Raw genomic sequence first — 18,924 nt, 5'->3', positions numbered from 1 at the left:
AATACTTAAAATAAATAGATTATTTGGATTATGCCCAAGAGTTAAGACGGGTCAGGAATCTGACTCGCCTCGGAATCAAGGAAGACCCGGCTGCCTGTGGTTAACATTTGGCCTTGGTATTTACCACGATAAGGATTTAAAGCCATTTGGTCCATCTTGCAAAAAACCAGTTGGCAAATTCTTCGCCCAGCTTCTAGACGAATGGGAAGTGAGTTGGCATTAAAAAGTTCAAGAGTAATTTGTCCTTCAAAGCCAGGATCTACCCATCCTGCATTTTGAATGAAGAGCCCCATTCTTCCAATGGAGCTGCGCCCCTCCACAAAAGCTGTGAGGTTGTTGGGCAATCGTACGTACTCCATGGTGGTTGCAAGCAAAAAAGATTGAGGAGGCATCACAATAGCCTCGCCATTGAATTCCCGATATTTGATTTCAGAACTGAGCTCCAGAACAGACATACCTCGATCTTCAAGCATCAAGAAATGACTGCCGAGGCGGCAGTCAACAGATGCAGGTTGAATCGATTGGCTCGTCAAAGGCTCAATGCCGAGCTCTCCGCGGCTCAACATCTCACCGATCGTTTTATCGCTGAGGATCATGGTTCCCTCTTTAAGACGTAACTAGGTCTGGCTATTTCTTTGCTTCAGCTGCCAATCTTTCATGATATTTCTTTACGAGCTCTTCTTGAATACTTCGGGGACAAGCGGCATATCGTGAGAACTCCATTGTAAATTCTCCTTTGCCTTGGGTCGCCGAACGTAAGTCAGTCGAATAGCCAAACATCTCTGAAAGGGGAACTTCTGCCTCAACGGTAACAAACCCCTCTTCGGTGCGGGTCCCGCCGATCATTCCCCTTCGTTGATTCACCTGGCCCATCACGCTGCCTTGAAATTCTTCTGGTGCAGAAACCTCGAGTTTCATCAAAGGCTCGAGGGCAGTTGGGTTGGCCTTCTCATAACCTTGACGAAAGGCCTGAATGGCGCAAATGCGGAAGGCCATTTCGCTTGAATCGACGTCATGGTAGGCTCCATCATCCAAGTCCAACTCAATGTTGACGATGGGGAATCCAATGAGTGTTCCCTTTTTGACGGCTTCCTGAAAGCCCTTGTCAACGGCTGGAATAAATTCTTTGGGAATGCGACCGCCCACAACATTACAGTTGAATTTGTAATTGATGCCGTTCTCGGGAGGAATGGGACGCATTTTCCCGATAACTTTAGCAAACTGACCAGATCCACCGGTTTGCTTTTTATGGGTATAATCATAACCGGCTTCTATCCCAATTGTTTCTCGATAGGCTACTTGGGGGGCTCCCGCAATCGTTTCGACTTTGAACTCTCTTTTCATCCTCTCAATGTAGACATCAAGATGGAGTTCTCCCATTCCGCTGATGATCGTTTCGTTGGATTCCTCGTCACGGTGAACGCGGAAGGTTGGATCTTCTTTGCGGAACTTACTGAGAGCTTTAGAAAAGTTTGCCGCCGCAGTTTTGTCTTTCGGTGAAATGGCCAGAGAAATCACAGCATCAGGAACAAACATTGAGGTCATGGTGATCTCAACAGTTCCATCGGTGAAGGTATCCCCCGAAGAGCAGTCAACACCAAACAGAGCCACGATGTCTCCCGCAGAAGCATCTTCGATTTCTTGCATTTCATCTGAATGCATCCGCACGAGGCGCGGGATTTTGACTTTCTTACCGTTGGCCATATTGGTAATAAAGTCCCCTCTTTTCATTGTTCCTTGATAGAGTCTCATATAGGTCAACTGACCAAATCGTCCATCTTCAAGTTTAAAGGCAAGAGCGACAAGGGGCTTGTCTCCTGTCGACGACAGAATAACCTCTGCCTCATTATTGGCCTGATCAAGACCCTTATTGATGACCTCGGCTGGATTGGGAAGGTACTCACTGACTCCATCAAGAAGTTTCTGAACACCCTTATTTTTGTAGGCCGATCCAATAAAAACAGGAGTGAGTTCGAGACTCAGGCAGCCTTTCCTGATTGCGGTCTTGATTTCATCGTTTGTGGGCTCCTCTTCCATTAAGTACTTCTCTCCCACGACATCATCAAAATCAGCTGCCTTTCCAATCAATTCCTTACGAAATTGTTTGGCTCGATCAAGGAAATCCGCAGGAATGTCCTTTTCTTCGATATTTTCTCCATTATCGCCGTGAAAGTAATAGGCTTTCATTGTGACCAAGTCGATGATTCCTTCAAACTTGTCTTCGGCGCCAATTGGGATTTGCATCATAACGGCGTTATGGCGCAATTTATCGCGTAGCATCTCGGTGACACGATAGGGATTAGCTCCGGCCCGATCAAGTTTGTTGATAAAGGCCACGCGTGGAACGTTGTAGCGACGCATTTGACGATCAACAGTCAGTGACTGAGATTGAACACCGGCAACTCCACAGAGAACCAACACAGCTCCATCAAGAACTCTGAGGGCCCGTTCTACTTCAATTGTGAAATCCACGTGGCCGGGGGTGTCGATGATATTGATCTCAATGTCTTTCCAATGAACGTTGGTGGCAGCTGATTGGATTGTAATTCCACGTTCTCTTTCCAGTTCCATGGAATCCATTTTTGCCCCAACCCCATCTTTTCCACGAACGTCATGAATGGCATGTATCCGTCCAGTGTAAAAGAGTATGCGCTCAGTTAGGGTTGTCTTGCCCGAATCAATGTGGGCGGAAATCCCGATATTTCGAACCTTATTAATATCCCATTTAGACATGAAACCTAACCTCTCTTTTACGTCCTCATCTTGTGATCCTGAGATGAGAAAAATCAGCGGAAGAAAAAACAACCCACCAAAATGGAGGGGGAGTCCGTCTGCCGCCTTTCAATTGATCGAAAGTTTTGCCAATATCGCGGAAAGTCAATTAGTTAACAAATTCGATCAGCTAATTAGAAAATCCAGCGGGGCAGATAGTTAGCATGAAGTTTACCAAAGAGCAAAAAGAGATGATAAAATGCCGTAATATATGCGCGAAGGAACATCGTCTCAAAGATGGAGCCGAGTCGGATGTTCGCATGTTATTCTTGTGACCGAAATTGAGTTAATGGAAAATGAGTCGATTGAAGTATTTGATATTATTAGAGAATATTTATTTTATTTGTGTGAGAATGAGGCTTCATGAATAGGAAGCTTGAGTCGCACGTTGAGGTTCTGGAACGTCTTTTTGGACATTCTGAATTCCGGCCAGGCCAGGCTGAAGTGGTGGATTTTTTAGTTTCGGGCGGGTCGGCTCTGGTTGTCATGTCGACCGGGGCTGGTAAATCCCTTTGCTATCAACTTCCAAGTCAGATTCTTCCGGGGCTGACGCTTGTTTTTTCTCCTCTCATTGCTCTCATGAAAGATCAGGTTGATGCGCTGAAGAAGCGCGGCATTGCTGCTGCCTATATTAATTCTTCGCTCGGTAAATTGGAGAGAGAACGAGCCTACCGTCAATTGGCAGAAGGGAGTTTTAAGATCCTTTACGTAACTCCAGAGCGATTTCGAAAACTCGAGTTTCGCCAGGCCTTGGAAAAAAACAGGATATCGCTGTTGGTTGTGGATGAGGCCCATTGTATTTCGCAGTGGGGAAGTGATTTTCGCCCAGACTATTCGCGGCTAGGCGATATCAGGATGGAGTTAGGAGCTCCTCCCACAGCGGCATTGACTGCAACGGCAACACCCGAAATTCGCCATGATATTCGTCGTGAACTTCGTTTCGGGGAGGATGCCCAGGAGTTTATCTCAGGTATTGAAAGGGACAACCTTCACATCAGTGTGCACGGAGTTGTTGGACTTGATGAGAAAATCAGAAATATTGTCGGGCTCAGGCATCAAATACGAGGTCCCGGGGTCGTTTATTTCTCTTTGGTTTCCACGCTTGAAAAAACATCCCAGGAGTTGCGGCGACTGGGGTTTTCTTTCTTTCGTTATCATGGCCAATTGCCTGATGATGTGAGACGCAATAATCAGGAAATGTTTCTCCGCTCTGAAGATGGCTTGATGTTGGCGACTCCAGCCTTTGGGTTAGGGGTGGACAAGGCTGATATTCGGCTTATTGTTCACAGCGAACTTCCGGGCTCTTTGGAATCTTATTATCAGGAAATCGGGCGTGCGGGTCGTGATGGTCAGCCATCGTGGGTGCATCTTTTGTTTGATCAGGATGATGTTAGTATCCAATCTGATTTTATCAAATGGACAACTCCGGATCCTGGATTTATTCGGAGTATTTTGAATTTATTGTCAATAAGGCGAAACGAAGTCGTGGCAGAGGGAGCCGAATATCTTCGGCAACAAATGAACTTTTATAACAGTCGAGACTTTCGAGTTGAAACGACTCTGAATTTACTTGAAAGGTGGGGTGTGCTGGAGTGGGAAAACCGTGATCTGAGAACCTACCAAATTCTTGGGGATCCGCCCGACGAGCTCATGGATCCAGTGCTCCACGAAAAGCGGTTGCGATCTTTGCAAAAAGCTTTGCTGTCGATGGTCCAGTTTAGTCAAAGCGACCAATGTAGGCTTGCAATCATTTATAGGCATTTTGGACTGAAGGGGGCATCGTCCTGTGGCCGGTGTGACAATTGCTTAAAGCATTGAACCTCTATAAAGAGCGTCGGGAATTTTTTTTAGATCCTCGTCACGCCCTGGCCGAGGGAGTTGTGGCCGTGACTGATGAAGTAACTCCTGACCTTCTTTTTGAAGCTTACAGTTTCGGTATTTTTCCGTGGCCGCACTCCGAGAGCGACCCGATTCTTTGGTTTTGTCCACCTCAGCGGGGAGTTTTGGTTTTCGATGAATTGCACATACCGAGGTCGCTTGCCAAATATCTGCGACGATGTTCTTGGAATGTGACGGTAAATAAAGATTTTTTAGGAGTCATTGAATCTTGTGCCGATAGTTATCGTCCCGATCAGACGGGAACTTGGATTACTCCTCAGATGGTAAATGCTTACTTGGAATTTCACAAGATGGGTTTCGCTCACAGTGTTGAATGTTGGGATCAAGGAAGCCTGATTGGTGGATTGTATGGAGTTTGTGTTGGAGGCGTATTCAGTGCAGAAAGTATGTTTTACTGTCAGGATAACGCATCAAAAGTGTGTTTATTAAGTCTTATTGAGAGATTAAAAGCACAAGGTATGCAGTGGATGGATATTCAAACTCTCACTCCTCACATGAAGGTTTTGGGCGCTCGCTCGATCGACCGCGGAACCTATCTGGCTTGGGTAGCCGAAGCAAAACGTGCGGCAAAAGACCTATTTAAGTGACCGGGCTCCATTGTTTCTTGTGAGCGCAATTTGCAGGTGACGAGCTACTCGTTCCCTTTTTTCTCAGAAAAAAAATTGAGAGCGGGAAAACGCTGTCCCCAGGGGGCTCCATGGTCTTGATCATAATTGGCGCTAGGGAGCGAGAAAAAATAGAGAATGAGAAAAGTCGTGATAGCTAGTGCCAGGTAGACCACACTCTTCCAGAAGTGGGCGGCCAAAAAGCTGCTAAATTGATAGAAATTTTCTCGGTAACGTTCCCTTAGTATTGCGTTGAATTTATGATTGAGCGCTGCGCGAATGGCATTCTGATGTCCTACCGGGAGATCGTGGAATCTGACTCCGACAACAACATAATCGTCTAGACTCTGGTCGAGGCGCCGATGCCAACTTTTTTCGGCGACATATTCTTCAATTCGAATAACGCGAGCAAACCAGGCGACTTGGCCGTCACCTGGAACAGGGAACTCAATCTTGATGATATCACCAATTTGTGGAGCCGTATCGCGATCGATCACAAAGGCGAGGCCAGTTTCAGAAAGGTTTAAAAATCTGGTTGCATAGGAATTACTCCGATCATCGTGATGCGCAAATCGCAGAAAGCGCTCGTCGTTGGGTCGTAGCACATACCTAGGCGCCCTTGGAATAAAGTTTCTAAGTCCTTTGCTCATCGCACTGTTATCGGCATATTCGAATGGAATATTGGGGGAAGGTGCCAATTTTAAGTGACAAATGCAAATGTCCCAATTGCAGCTGGGAAGAATCCCGGAAATTTTTCAGTGAGAATCCCAAATTGAGACGATCTCAAATCGAAACCATTGTAAGGCCAGATTTTTTCCCCTCTCTCGATAAGTAGCCTCAATAATCCGAAATGAACTTGGATGGAATCCTCGATCAACCAGAATACGCCTCCCCGAGCAGGAAGACTTTTTCTCAGTCTTCTCAAATGCTTATTACGCAATGGAGGTTCCGATCTTCATGTCTCCGCAAATAATCCGCCTATGATTCGGGTTCGCGGCCAAATGGAGAAAATAGATATTCCTCCCTTCAAGCCTGATGAGGTAAAAAATTTAGTTTATCCGATTCTAGGAGACCGCCAGCGTAAAGAATTCGAGGAAAAAAAGAGCGTCGATTTTTCGTTTCAATCTCCTGGTATTGGAGTCTTTCGGGCCCACCTCTTTCATCAGCGACATGGGATGGCATTTGTTTTGAGATTGTTGCCCATGAAGCCTCCAACTCTTGATGAACTGCGAATGCCCCCAGTATTGAAAAAGGCATGTTCCTATTACAATGGATTGATTTTGCTCACTGGACCGACTGGGTCTGGGAAGTCAACGACTTTAGCTGCAATGATTGATTACATAAATGAACATCAGAAAGGCCATATTGTAACGATTGAGGATCCTATTGAATATATCCACGAGAGTAAAAAATGTTTAGTTAACCAAAGATCCTTAGGACACGATTTTGTTACGTTTGGGACAGCTCTTAGGGCCGCCATGCGAGAGGATCCCGATGTCATACTTGTTGGGGAGATGCGCGATCAGGAAACCATGATGGCGGCAATACATGCGGCCGAAACCGGGCACTTGGTATTGTCAACACTTCATACTAACTCTGCAGCAAAGACGATTGATCGAATTATCAGTAGTTTTGCATCAGGCGAACAGGCGGAGATTCGTACTGTTTTAGCGGAAACCTTGCGGCTGGTGGTTTCCCAGAAACTTGTTCTAAATTTTGATAAAACAAAACTTAAGTGCTTTCAGGATATTTTGGTTAATAATGAGGCTGTTGCCAATCTTATTCGCGAAGGAAAAACATTTCAAATCGAAAATTCCATGCTGGTTGGAAAAAAAGACGGCATGCAAATCATGGATGTTGAAATCGCAAAAGCTGTGGAAAGAGGAGATATTCGTGCTTCCGACGCCTACGAGATCGTCAACGATCGTCAGTCTATCGATGGAGCGATGGTGGCTCAAGTTGAAGTAGATGAAGGCATTAAAGATTTTGTTATCGACGTAAAAGAAAGACTGCTGAAGGATAAAATGCGGGGCCAAACTGAGCCTCAAGGTGAGAAGACAGCACCACAGAAGCCGCCACCACCACAGAAGTTGCCACCGCAGAAGCCCGTGCCTCAGCGACAGGATCCCTTCGCGGACAATAGTGAGGTTATAGAAGAGGGAGAAGGGTTCCAAAAGGCGCGCGTACCTGGAGAGGATTAATGCTTCAGTCATTCCTGCAACGAAATGAGGCTTGAGGAGGTGGCTCAGGATAATCTCTTTGTTCTAGAAAGTGTTAGGATACTGAACCTTGTCGTTCACTTAACAGTTTTCGCCGAACTAAGAGAAATGGTCCCAGGTTTGGGAGGCATAATTCTTGCGATATGTTCAAGAGCGCAAGTATTTGGAGAGATTCGACTTGTCTCGATTTGAAACATATTGAAGGGAATTGCACAATGGCTTATGGCACAAATATAATTCATCAGGGGAAGCTCAGACATCTCAGCTGTCCGATCTGTGGCAAAACGATCACGAAGGATCGAATATTTATGCAAATGGCGGTGTGTGAGTGCGGTTGGACAAGTTCTTTAAGATCAGCCCACGCTGAGTCTCAGAGCGATTCGAGAACGGCTGCTGGACTTGTTGGTGCAGCCGTATTGTTGGTTTTGGGAGTGATCCATGTCATACAATGGGATTCGTACGCTGTTGAAATAGCTTTGATAAAAGGGAAGGAACTAGCAGGTATAGCTCAGATCGCAGATTTAGAGAGAAAAGCCGAGATTTGTGAAAGGCGTGCTGAATTGAACTGTGTTGCAACGACGCTGTCGAAGTTGCACCTCCACAATTCAAAGGAAATTAAGTACACATCGGCCTTGGCACTCGTGCAGTCTAAGTTAGGAAGATGGAATGACGCGACTTTGACGTTCGCCGATTATGTAAAGGCTGGAGGACGAGAGAGCGAAATTCTATTTGAGTATGCCAAAGTTTTGGCGATAACGAGCAAAATTGAAATGGCAATGACATATTTTGATCATATTCTCGAATCAAAGCCTGGAGTCATTCAGATTAAAGTGACCAGAGCATATGTGAATATGCTTATGGCAAACGGAAGATTCGATCAGGCTCGGGTGATTATCGAACGCGTTCGCAAGCTCGGGGAGAATGCTGCCTACTTTCTTGATGATGAAATGCGGGAGATTCAAAGAAGGACAAATTCACAACGCTCTTGAGAATGTTTGAACTTGAGCTCGAAAATTTATATTCTGTAACTATAGCTATAATTGGGGCGACTACTGTTCTTTGAAAGTAATAGTAATAAATTTTCTATTTTTAGTCGTTTTCTCTCGGGTCATATGAGGTGGGCGATGTGGTCTTGGCGAACATCTGTCCTCCAGTTCCTCGATCGATAGTTTAGGTACTGGAGTCGCATGTAGTTCTTGACCCCTGTGAAACGCATTTATTTTTTCATCGACGTCACTATCCTGATGACTTAGGCGCGCCTTCTCGCTGTTTGCTGGAGGAAGGCTGGACCACGCAGGGTTTCTGTCTGTGACTTGTTTATTCGTATCTTTTGCTGGGTCATCTCTGAGCTCTTTTTCCAAGCTCTCTGTTTCTGTGAGCTCCTGAAGAAGGGCTTCGCCGTCGTCCTTTCCCAGATCACCCGACTGGGAAGCCATTTCAGAGCCTCGAGAAGAAGGGGGCCCGCCTCGGCGAACTGATGCTCATTTAAAGCAACTACAATCGTAAAAATCCCCATCCATTGGCGCAATTGAGGCATTCCACTCATCCTAAGTAGTAATAAATTTTCGCTCGGTGAATAAAACAAGATGCGTTACTGTTCTGATAAGCAAACTTCGAACCGAACTTCAAGTATGTAGTTTCAACTAGTTAGAAAAAAATCTTGTCTAATTGTTTAACAATATCCAAGAATTAAGCAACAGAGAGGGACTTTACCTTGGCAATGACATAGATGGCAAGATGGCGCGCCCGAGAGAACTCGAATCTCTGACCTTTAGCTTCGGAGGCTAACGCTCTATCCAACTGAGCTACGGGCGCAAGGAGTATGACGCTCGAAAACCTAGCCAAATCTGGTTCATCTGACAAGCGAAATATCAGAATCCTGTATTGACCATATTTTACGGCATATGGTTTATAAACATATCATTCTTGAAAGGAACTATTTGATGAAGCGCTGTGGGTGGTGTGGCCAGGATCCTCTCTATGTCAATTATCACGATCTTGAATGGGGAGTTCCTGTTTATGATGACAGAAAGTTATTTGAGTTTTTAATTTTGGAAGGGGCGCAGGCGGGCTTATCCTGGTTGACCATTCTACGTAAGCGAGAGGGATATCGAAGGGCGTTCGCAAATTTTGATCCTGAAGTCGTAGCCAAGTACGGAAAGAGAGAGGTTCAAAAGCTTTTAAATAATGCACTGATAGTCAGAAATAGGTTGAAGATTGCGTCTGCCATAACAAACGCGCAATGTTTTTTAGACGTTCAAAAGGAATTTGGTTCCTTCTCGAGTTATCAATGGGCCTTTGTTAAAGGAAAACCCATTCATAATCGCCGAAAAAATATGGGGGACCTTCCTGCCAAAACTGAAATATCTGATCTCTGGAGCAAAGATCTCAAGAAGCGAGGTTTTAAATTTGTTGGTTCAACTATTGTTTATGCACATATGCAGGCAGTTGGAATGGTTAACGATCATTTGACGAGCTGTTTTAGATACAAGGAACTAAAGGCTGGAAAGGAATTAGCAGCAAGTGGTTAAATCAGGAACCTATAGCGCACAGGCCTTGAGATCGAATATTAGAGATTTGGGCTCTCGACTGGGCAGGGTATTGGCCGAATCTCATTCTCCAGAATTCCTCAAGGAGGTTGAACTTGTTCGCCGTTGGGCAAAGGATTTGAGACGAGGAAGCCGTAGATCAATCGGAAGTATCGAAAGATTTCTCAGGCTATCAGGATCTGAAAAGTCTTTCAAAATTGCGAGGTCTTTTACAGAGTTCCTTCGCCTCGCAAACGCGGCAGAACAGCACCATAGAACTCGGCGTCGTCTCTATTATGAGACACATTCCAGTCTTCCGCAAAAGGGGAGTGTGGAGGCTTTTTTAAAAAACTTGAAACCAAAAATGATTTCTCAAGTTGTCGAGAAATTAAATCAAATGGAAGTAGATCTTGTTTTGACGTCTCATCCGACAGAATCGATGCGCCAATCCGCCATTCGCCGTTATAAGCATGTGACACAAAATTTGGCAATTCTGGACCGGAGAGATTCTACCAGATGGGAAAAGGAACAGGCAAAAAAATCCTTAGATAGGAATATTCGTGCCCTGTGTTTGACGGAAATTGTTCAGGAGGCCGGTCCGACTCCTTTTACGGAATCCCTCAGCGGATTTTCCATTGTCGAAGAAGTGCTTTGGGATGCGGTTCCTCGATTTTATCGAAGATTGAATGATTCGGCGCTGAGATATTTGAAAGAAGAAATAAGTTTGAATGCCAGGCCAATACGTTTCTCTTCTTGGGTAGGTGGCGATCGAGATGGAAATCCCTATGTGACAGCCCAGGTAACAAGACAGGTTCTTTACAAGGGAATGTCTAGTGGCTATCAATTAATTTTGAGCGAAGTCGACTGGCTTCTCAAGGAGATGTCCTTTAAGAGCGCCTCTTCTGAACTCTTGGATTTGGTTGGGGGTGGGGAGCCGGCTGAACCCTATCGGATCCTACTTGATAAACTTAGTCATGATATTGAAAAGTCAAAACAAGTGGTTCTGAAAAATCTGAATGGCTTGGAAGTTTCGCGAGGAAATCTAATTGGAAAGAGTGAAATAATTGAGCCTTTGAAGGTTGTGTATCGAAGTCTGGTTTCCATTGGAGCAAATGATTTGGCGCAAGGAAGGACTCTTGATTTGATTCGCCGCTTAGAGATATTTGGAGTGGCCCTCTTGAGTTTGGATATACGTCAATCCTCTGATGTGCATGAAGAAGTTGTTGCTGAACTGGTTTTCCATCTCTTTAAAGAGAATTATCGCGAACTGAATGAGCAAGGAAAACAAAAAGTCCTGCTTGATATTTTGAATGACGAAAAAATAATTGAGAGACCTCCGGAGTGGTCGGCATTGGGACGAGAAGTGCTGGACACTTGCAACCTCATCAATGATTTTCCTGAAGATTGCTTCCGATCTTATGTGATTTCAATGACCGAGGAACCTTCTGATTTACTAGAAGCGTTTGTCTTGTTAAAAATAGCAAATCTCAAGAGGCATTTGCCAGTCGTACCTCTGTTTGAAACTCCCGAGGCCCTAAAAAATGGTCGAAGGATTTTAGAATCGCTTCTCGATCTTTCTTACTATAGGAAATATGTGGGAAATTACCAAATGGTAATGCTTGGGTATTCGGATTCAGCGAAGCGATCAGGGCGTTTGGCTTCAGCTTGGCTTCTTCATCAAATTCAAACAGAGCTGGAGGAATTGGCTCACCAGAAGGGAATTGGTTTTGAGTTCTTTCACGGGCGAGGGGGTAGCATTGGTCGAGGTGGTGGCCCAATTCATTTGGCTCTGTTGGCGCTTCCGCGGGGAAGTGGAAATGGACGTTTGCGGGTAACAGAACAAGGAGAAACAGTTCACGGCAAATTTGGTCTTCCCGGAATTGCTGAACGTACGCTGGATCTCTATGTGGCCGGAGTTCTTGAAGCCGCTGTATCTAGGCCTCCAAAAGAAAAGAAAATTTGGTATTCAATTGTGGATCGACTCGCTGAAGACTCAAGTCGCTCTTTTCGAAAATTCATTTACGAAAACGAAAGATTCATTTCATATTTTACAGAGGTGACGCCGGTCCAGGAATTAGCGCTCTTTAAGATTGGAAGTCGTCCAGCACGAAGAAAGGCAGGCATTAACCTTGATTCATTGAGGGCAATTCCTTGGGTCTATTCTTGGACCCAAAACCGCGGTTTGCTTCCGTCGTGGTTTGGACTTGGGGAGGCCTTAGAGGCGTCAATAGCAAGGGGTGAGCTTCGCCAACTCAGATTGATGTACAAAGAGTGGCCATTTTTCAAAGCAACGCTGGATTTGTTGGAAATGGTATTGGCCAAAGTCGATATCTCTGTTTTTAAACGCTATTCAGATACTCTCGTGAGTCAGGGGAATCAAGATCTGACTCTTGAGATAATTGAAGCCTATCGACTGTCTGTTTCGACATTGGCTCAAATCACTGGTCACAAAAGGCTTTTGGAAGACAATCCCGTATTGCGAAGATCTATCAGCGTAAGAACTCCTTACGTAGATGTCTTAAATATTTTGCAGTGCCATTTTCTAAAAATATATCGCGAAAATCCTGACGACACCTGGGCGCAAAGAATTCTTGCTCTGACCATCAGTGGTATTTCTGCTGGAATGAGAAACACAGGATAGAAGAGCGACAGAGAGATATCTGTATGGCACTAACTCCTGAGATCACCAGTTCTGTTCGTGCCACACTTCGGTTTATAAATGAATAGATGTTACCACATCGTCACTAATGAACTTATTCAACAGGTTCAGAGTGTGGCAAAATCTGTTTGCATTGGCCGTCCGCTTCAATCCCAACGAATTTTTTAGGAACTCGCCCATAATGAACATTTGTGCAGTTTTGAATGTCAATTCCAGCACCAGTGGAAAGATAAAAAACTCCAGAACAGAGATCGCTAATGGTATAAGCATATTGAAGCGCATTGGAAACTCTCGGGCTTTCTCCAACTGTGTATTTGAATGCAATGTCGTGATCCGCTCCAAATCTCTTTTTCAGCACTTCAAAGCCTTGGTCTAGACAGTAATCTCCAGTTTTGGTTGGTGCTCGGCCAAAAGATGCCTGTGCGAGTGGGGCGATCGATAAGAATGAAGTTGTAGCCAAAACTAGAAAACGAAGCATAGAGCCTCCTGAAGGTTGTGATTAATTGTTTTTGATTTCCTTTTAGCATTCTCTGGATCGGGGACACTAGCAGAAGAGAAATAAGATCACAATGATAAAAGCATCGCAAAAAATGGGAAAGATCTGCAAAACACCTGTAAGTAGGGCATTTGAGGGGTTGTCACTGAACTTTCCTATGTCACATGACGGAGATTATCGGCAATGACTCTGGAAGTTGCCTTTCTTGAGGCCACCCAGGCCGTCACAAAAGCGAGACTCATCAGCAAGATGGAGATGCTCCCCCAAGATTCTGGTACCCAAAATACACGCAATGGCAAGGGAGTTGCCAATATGCCGGCGGAGTAGCTGAGTCGACTGATATTGATTAAGGTCGAAATGATAAGCGTAAATACCAAGCCCAGAAGACTCGAGTTGACTGCGATAAATGTGCCTTCGCAAGCAAAGATTCTGCGGATTTCGTTTGGAAGGAGACCGAGACTTCGCAAGGTGCCAATTTCTCTGGTTCGCTCAGTCACAGCTTTCATCATTGTGTTAGCAATAGACAGAATACTGATCAGAATAACAATCGTCATAAAAAGTCCTCGAAATAAGGAAATGAGTCTTAATCCGTCGCGAGTAATTTTTGATACCTGATGTTCCATCACGGGTATTATATCAAAATTAAATCCTCTTTCCCGAGCCTTCTCCCGCAAGCGAGAAGTAAACGGTCCAACCATGGAGGGATCCTTGAGTTTTACGGTGGTGCGCAAAATACGATCAGTGTTGAGTAATCGTTGAGCGGTTTCGAGAGAAAAACTAATGTATTTGGAATCCAATTCCCGAATAGATACATCTATAATTCCGGCCACTTCAACATCGAAGGCATTGATCTGTCCCGACTCGGTGGTAGCCGAAATCTGAAGTCTATTTGATTGACAGCGAAATGGCCTGTCTTCGTGGGCATAACCACCCTCCGGATGAAGCTCTGGTTTGGGGTTTTCCATCTCGCAGCCCAAACGCTTTCCAAGTCCCTGCCCCAGCAGGGCAGAGAATGGATTGGACAGGTGCAATGGTTTTCCGGCCAGAGTATTCCAGTCCCAAATGGGTCCCCGCATTTTTGTCCCGTCAATTAAATCATATCCACTTCCGTAAAAAATTGCATGAGTGGATCCATTGTCAGCCATGCCGAGGACGCCAAGAAATCGAGAGCGCATCAAAAAATCAGGATCCTGCTGGAAAAATTCTTCAAGAAAGATCTGCTCTTCTTTGCTCAAAGTATAAGAAAAATCGCCGTCCGTGAGATGAAATTGGGTCTCGGGCCTTTCGATAATGACATCGCCCATCATAAAACGAACTGAAAACGACTCCAAACTTTGCTGTTTGATTCCCTCCATGAAGCCATCAAAAAGGCAAATCGCAGTGAAGCCACCCGCAATCGCAATGAGGGTTGAGAGTGAATGTCTCCAGTGTCGAATTACATTTCTCCATGCTAAGAGAAGAGTTTGGGGCCATTTCATTCTCATCACCTAATAATATTATTGATATTGAAGATGTTTGCGGAGTGCTTTTCTTCTTTTGGTTCCTGATACGAGAGAGTCGTCAGATTTTTTTCATTGTTTACGTCGACAATGCTCATCTTGCTCACAAAGGGGAAGGTCTTTCCGCCAAGAGAAAGATGGTTATCATATTGGAAAGTAGCCCTTTTAAAGGGAGCCCCGTTCACTGTTAGGAAGTCGGCCTTGATCGCCAGCCGCTTGTCCTTTGATATCCAGTAGAGGATTTGATCGTAAGTGACATCCTTTACCTTGGCTTTCAGTTCCAATTTGTAAGTCTGAATTCCATCGAGATTTTCCTCTCCCACAATTTTCCCAATATAATCGCGGGCGTAATTTGTCGAGGCAATATCACCATTGGCCGCTTGGCCAGATAGCTTTTGGCGTGGTGATACCGAAACGGGTTTTTTTAAACCCGGTTTATAAAACCAAACGCTACGATTGTTGAAGAGGCTTATCTGTCCTTTATTTCGAGGGGGGAAAAGTGCCTCGGCGATTGCATTGTCTCCACGAACTTTGATGAGATAGTCGATATTGGAGGTATTTCCGTTGTCCTCTGTATGGATGTGGGCTTTCCATGATATTCCTTCGGTTTGATCAGCAGCTCCACGAGCCCGGTCGGACTCCTTTAATAGAGATTCTGCCGAATATTTGCTTTCACCCTGAGCGAGTGTCGCGAAGAGAAGGCACGCGCATATGATTCTGAGATACAGAGTATGTCTTTGTGTTGTCCGCATAGAATCTCCAATATTGAAAATGACTTAACCATGATGTCCCATAATCAGATGAGAAATATTCTTTTGACTGATTTGCCCAACAACAAACCATGTTGTAAGTAAATTTAGGAGAAGAATAGATCCACAAGTAATTACAGTAAAACCAAAGTGAGGCAGGAGAAGCATGGGAATTTCATGGGAGGCTCCAGGGGGAGTAAATGGAATGTTTTGAGCATTTATGAGCGTGATAATAAGGTTTCCCAAAAGAAGCCCGCCAAATAGTCCAAGACATCCAACCAGTCCGGCCTCTTGAACAAAAACAAGGCGAATTCGATTTCGAGTAAATCCGAGAGCTCTCATCATCCCTATTTCGGCTGAGCGCTCGGTTACAGTCATGGTGGATGAATTCAATATGGACAAGGTAATAATAGCTGACAAGACGATTCCAATAAAGGCAATCATGACTCGGAGAAATCTGAGAGCCCCATTGTAGGTTGGGCTGAGGTCTTCGTGATACCAGGGATAAGTATCTGCCAATATATCATTTGCCGCGAGTTCAGATTTGAGAGTTGCCATGACAGAATCAATTTTACTCGGACTGCGAAGCCAAACAGAGTAGTGACCAATACGATCCGTATCGAAGAGATTCTGGAGGTACTTGAGTGGTGCTATTAAGGCCCCCTGATCTGTTTCTGAAAATCCTGTCGAAAATTGAGAGACAATTTCGCCATCTAAGGCAGAGGTCGTTCCCTGCCAAGTTCCAGTCAGAAGCTGGATGTTTGAATCCGATTCAATGAGTTGTTTTGCATCTGGGCTAGAGCAATCAATGGCCCTTATTTGATTTCCTCCGACAGGAACCTCATCAAACACCAGTGGTTTGTGCAGTAGTCGGGCGAGTCCTTTGCTAATAGACAAAGGAGAGGTCTCCTCTTTGTATTCGCCGAGGGCGCGGCCTTTAATGAATTTGGATAATTCTGGAGCCCATTTCAGCATTTGCTCATGAGTACGCAATTTCAGGTCGATTTCGGGTTCTATGGACGATACATAGAAGGGAAAACTTTGGCAGCCATTTCCCACTAGGCCAGTGCCAGATAAGATTTTGGAATAAGAGTCTATTTTCTCTTTGTGTCCATTTAGTATGGTTTCGATCTTAGCTTGAGAGACGACATCAAAACTGTGGTTTTGAGGTTTATAGCGAAACTTTTCAAGTCCATCTCTGGCATAAATGGCGATGTGACCGGTATTGAGAGCGAAGATGGTGTAAACGCGCAAAAAGTTGTCGGTGCGATTGACGTATCCGCCGAACATCATGAGGCCGATAAGGCCAAACGAAATGGAAATCATTGTAGCCAAATTGCGTCGACGATTTCTCCTCAGGTTATAAAAGGCGAGCTTCCAGAATTTGATCATAAAGTCATTAAACCATCCTGAATATGTAAAATATGGGACACTCTTTTCATGAGCTTTTCATCATGAGTTGAAAATAGAAAAGTAACATTGTGTTTTCTGTTGAGTTCAAGCATGAGATCGATAATTTTATGAGAGGTCTGAGAATCCAGGTTGGCAGTGGGCTCATCGGCTAAGACCAGGCGTGGTTGAGTGACCAAGGCTCGAGCAATTGCCACTCTTTGTCTTTGTCCCCCAGAAAGTTGGTCCGGTCGGTGGAGTATAAAATCCTTTAGGCCAACGTCTGAGATGGCTTGATGAACTCGATATTCCCTTTCTTTTCGAGTGAGATGAGGTTGGATCAGAAGAGGAAGTTCAACATTCTCGAAAACATTAAGGACTGGAATCAGATTGAACGATTGAAATATAAATCCAATTTTTTGATTTCTTAAGCGACTTTTTTCTGTGTCATTCAGATTTTGTATATTGATTTCATCGATGAGGACAGTGCCCTCGCTTGGGTCATCTATGCAGCCAATCATATTCAAAAGGGTGCTTTTACCAGACCCAGAAGCTCCGATAAGGGCAGTAAATGCTCCGGCGCTGAGATGCAAATTTACACCGTTCAGGGCGTGGACCCTAGTTTCTCCTAAGAGATAAGATTTCTTGAGATTTTGAACAGTCACAATGAATTTTTCAGGGACCTTGAATGCGGCTTTCGGGTCAGTTTGCTTAATCATTTTCTCGCCTCAGTCTTCATGGCTTTGTGTGCTCACCGGACAGTGTTACTACCATACATGCTCATAGCCAAAATATATAGTAGTGTGAGCGGGTGAGCCCAACTCTTTGTTTTGTGCGCTTGGTGAAAACAACCCAGCCAGAGTCCAGGTGCCGGCAGGTCCCATGGTCCAGTCCGAGCTGACATAGTACTGGTAGCTCTGATCTGTGTGTGATCGTATCGCTCTTGCCATTAAATTCCAGTTTAAAATCCTGAAAAAATCAGGAACTCTCAAGGATATATAAGAGAATTTTTGGCCGGGAAATTCCAGACCCAATCCATCGACACGATGAATCCAAGTGGAGGTTTTTTGCATTTGGCCGATGGAGGAGGGGACGAGTGCTCGAAGAAAAATCTGGTGATCTTGTTCGCTGTATCCAGGTGCGTAGCTGATCAACTCGTAGTGCAAATCAGAACCATTCTCAAAAGCGTAACGCAGCCCCAGAACGCCCGATGAAAAAAACTGGAGAGACTCCTGCTGAGTCTGTTCCAGGGTGACCAGTGAGGTGCTTGCATTCTCTGTTGGATACCAGCTTTCGCTTCCTCTTTGATGTTTGCCATCACCGTAAAGGCTCAGCCCTTCAAATATCGACAAATTAAAGTATTCTCCAAAATAGGGAGACGAGGAATCTTCACCCCCGACGACGATTCCGGCATAGTCGGATCCCGAATTCCAATTGAGTTCAGTTTTTTGAAGTACCTTTTGGCGAAACTCTACATCCTTGAGAAACGGACTATCGCCGCTATTATCAGATAGCTCCGCTAAAAATATTGTATTTATTTGAGGGGTCCAGGAGTAATTGAAGCGAAGGAGATGCTTTCCTCTTGATTGGTGAGTTAGAATTTTCTGCTGAGCCGTTTCACGAAAAATCCCATTGCTTGGATTAAAAGACTCAGCGGGTCCCCACTGGAAATTTTGAACGCCATAGACAGTGAACAATGAGTCCGAAAGGTTCCACTGTACGAAAGCTTCATTCCATCTGATCAGGGTGGTGCTGGCTGTTTTGGTGTTTAGATCTAAGCCTTCAGCTTGGGTCCTTCGAGAAAGCGATAAAGTGGGCCGCAGAGTAACCACGAAACTTGAATAGTAGGCGCGAAGATCCTCGCGGAGTTGAGAATCCAGAATTTGAGAAGGAATCTTGAGTGCATTGCTACGATTCAGATCTTCGTAGGAAACATTTGATTCGGTGAGAGTCGAAAACCATTTGGTGGAGATCTGAAAATTGTCCCATACTGCCGCAGCAAGTGCGGATGGCCACAGGGGTGGGATCATGTAGCAGCAAAGGAGCGTGATGATTAAAAATGGTACACGAGAGAGAGTGCGACGGTGTTTCTGTTTCTGTGAATTCACA

At 44.8% G+C, this 18,924-nt stretch carries 16 protein-coding genes and 1 tRNA gene; 6 read left to right on the top strand and 11 right to left on the bottom strand.

All coding sequences use genetic code 11. The features are described from left to right. Nucleotides 1-41: 41 nt before the first annotated feature. Both dcd and IPL83_13315 read right to left on the bottom strand, forming a co-directional pair. The gene (gene dcd, locus IPL83_13320) at nucleotides 42-596 is read right to left on the bottom strand and encodes a dCTP deaminase (protein MBK9040122.1); all 555 of its coding nucleotides are present in this window, start codon (nucleotides 594-596) and stop codon (nucleotides 42-44) included. A gap of 31 nt (nucleotides 597-627) precedes the next feature. Next, nucleotides 628-2,733: an elongation factor G gene (locus tag IPL83_13315; GenBank protein MBK9040121.1), complete on the bottom strand. Its 2,106-nt coding sequence runs from the start codon at nucleotides 2,731-2,733 to the stop codon at nucleotides 628-630. 402 nt (nucleotides 2,734-3,135) lie between these two features. Between IPL83_13315 and IPL83_13310 the strand changes: the two genes are divergently transcribed. Together IPL83_13310 and IPL83_13305 are read left to right on the top strand one after the other, a co-directional pair. Further along, the gene (locus IPL83_13310) at nucleotides 3,136-4,590 is read left to right on the top strand and encodes an ATP-dependent DNA helicase RecQ (protein MBK9040120.1); all 1,455 of its coding nucleotides are present in this window, start codon (nucleotides 3,136-3,138) and stop codon (nucleotides 4,588-4,590) included. Further along, nucleotides 4,587-5,258, top strand: coding sequence for a leucyl/phenylalanyl-tRNA--protein transferase (locus IPL83_13305; GenBank protein ID MBK9040119.1), 672 nt, complete (start codon nucleotides 4,587-4,589; stop codon nucleotides 5,256-5,258). Before IPL83_13310 ends, IPL83_13305 begins: the two co-directional genes overlap by 4 nt. Nucleotides 5,259-5,302: 44 nt before the next feature. Here IPL83_13305 and IPL83_13300 read toward each other — a convergent pair whose 3' ends face one another. Next, entirely contained in the window at nucleotides 5,303-5,926 is a 624-nt protein-coding gene (locus IPL83_13300; GenBank protein ID MBK9040118.1) for a PilZ domain-containing protein, read from the bottom strand. 210 nt (nucleotides 5,927-6,136) lie between these two features. Between IPL83_13300 and IPL83_13295 the strand changes: the two genes are divergently transcribed. Continuing rightward, nucleotides 6,137-7,477, top strand: a complete 1,341-nt coding sequence (locus tag IPL83_13295; protein MBK9040117.1) for a type IV pilus twitching motility protein PilT — start codon at nucleotides 6,137-6,139, stop codon at nucleotides 7,475-7,477. 233 nt (nucleotides 7,478-7,710) lie between these two features. Beyond that, a complete protein-coding gene (locus tag IPL83_13290; GenBank protein MBK9040116.1) occupies nucleotides 7,711-8,484 on the top strand; it encodes a hypothetical protein in 774 nt (257 codons plus the stop codon). Between the two features lie 60 nt (nucleotides 8,485-8,544). Here the strand turns inward: IPL83_13290 and IPL83_13285 are convergent, their stop codons facing one another. Together IPL83_13285 and IPL83_13280 are read right to left on the bottom strand one after the other, a co-directional pair. Then, nucleotides 8,545-8,931: a hypothetical protein gene (locus tag IPL83_13285; GenBank protein MBK9040115.1), complete on the bottom strand. Its 387-nt coding sequence runs from the start codon at nucleotides 8,929-8,931 to the stop codon at nucleotides 8,545-8,547. 302 nt (nucleotides 8,932-9,233) lie between these two features. Next, nucleotides 9,234-9,310, bottom strand: a tRNA-Arg gene (locus tag IPL83_13280). 128 nt (nucleotides 9,311-9,438) lie between these two features. Between IPL83_13280 and IPL83_13275 the strand changes: the two genes are divergently transcribed. Then, nucleotides 9,439-10,026, top strand: coding sequence for a DNA-3-methyladenine glycosylase I (locus IPL83_13275; protein MBK9040114.1), 588 nt, complete (start codon nucleotides 9,439-9,441; stop codon nucleotides 10,024-10,026). Beyond that, a complete protein-coding gene (gene ppc, locus IPL83_13270; GenBank protein ID MBK9040113.1) occupies nucleotides 10,019-12,664 on the top strand; it encodes a phosphoenolpyruvate carboxylase in 2,646 nt (881 codons plus the stop codon). The genes IPL83_13275 and ppc overlap by 8 nt, the downstream gene beginning before the upstream one ends. Before the next feature lie 112 nt (nucleotides 12,665-12,776). Here ppc and IPL83_13265 read toward each other — a convergent pair whose 3' ends face one another. From IPL83_13265 to IPL83_13240, 6 genes are all read right to left on the bottom strand, one after another. After that, nucleotides 12,777-13,160, bottom strand: a complete 384-nt coding sequence (locus tag IPL83_13265) for a hypothetical protein (protein MBK9040112.1) — start codon at nucleotides 13,158-13,160, stop codon at nucleotides 12,777-12,779. A 173-nt stretch (nucleotides 13,161-13,333) separates the two neighbouring features. After that, nucleotides 13,334-14,656 (bottom strand): ABC transporter permease, encoded by a 1,323-nt coding sequence (locus IPL83_13260; GenBank protein ID MBK9040111.1) that lies wholly within the window; start codon nucleotides 14,654-14,656, stop codon nucleotides 13,334-13,336. Nucleotides 14,657-14,661: 5 nt separating this feature from the next. Further along, nucleotides 14,662-15,429, bottom strand: coding sequence for an outer membrane lipoprotein-sorting protein (locus IPL83_13255; protein MBK9040110.1), 768 nt, complete (start codon nucleotides 15,427-15,429; stop codon nucleotides 14,662-14,664). A 24-nt stretch (nucleotides 15,430-15,453) separates the two neighbouring features. Next, entirely contained in the window at nucleotides 15,454-16,818 is a 1,365-nt protein-coding gene (locus tag IPL83_13250) for an FtsX-like permease family protein (protein MBK9040109.1), read from the bottom strand. After that, complete coding sequence (locus IPL83_13245) at nucleotides 16,815-17,534, bottom strand: ABC transporter ATP-binding protein (GenBank protein ID MBK9040108.1); 720 nt, start codon at nucleotides 17,532-17,534, stop codon at nucleotides 16,815-16,817. Before IPL83_13245 ends, IPL83_13250 begins: the two co-directional genes overlap by 4 nt. 48 nt (nucleotides 17,535-17,582) lie before the next feature. Next, nucleotides 17,583-18,923 carry a hypothetical protein gene (locus IPL83_13240; protein MBK9040107.1) on the bottom strand — a complete coding sequence of 447 codons (1,341 nt, stop codon included), beginning with the start codon at nucleotides 18,921-18,923 and terminating at the stop codon, nucleotides 17,583-17,585. Nucleotide 18,924: the final 1 nt, after the last annotated feature.

It is taken from the genome of Bdellovibrionales bacterium (assembly GCA_016716765.1).
In the GTDB taxonomy this organism is placed as follows: domain Bacteria; phylum Bdellovibrionota; class Bdellovibrionia; order Bdellovibrionales; family UBA1609; genus JADJVA01.
This window is presented reverse-complemented; position numbering and strand designations above follow the sequence as displayed.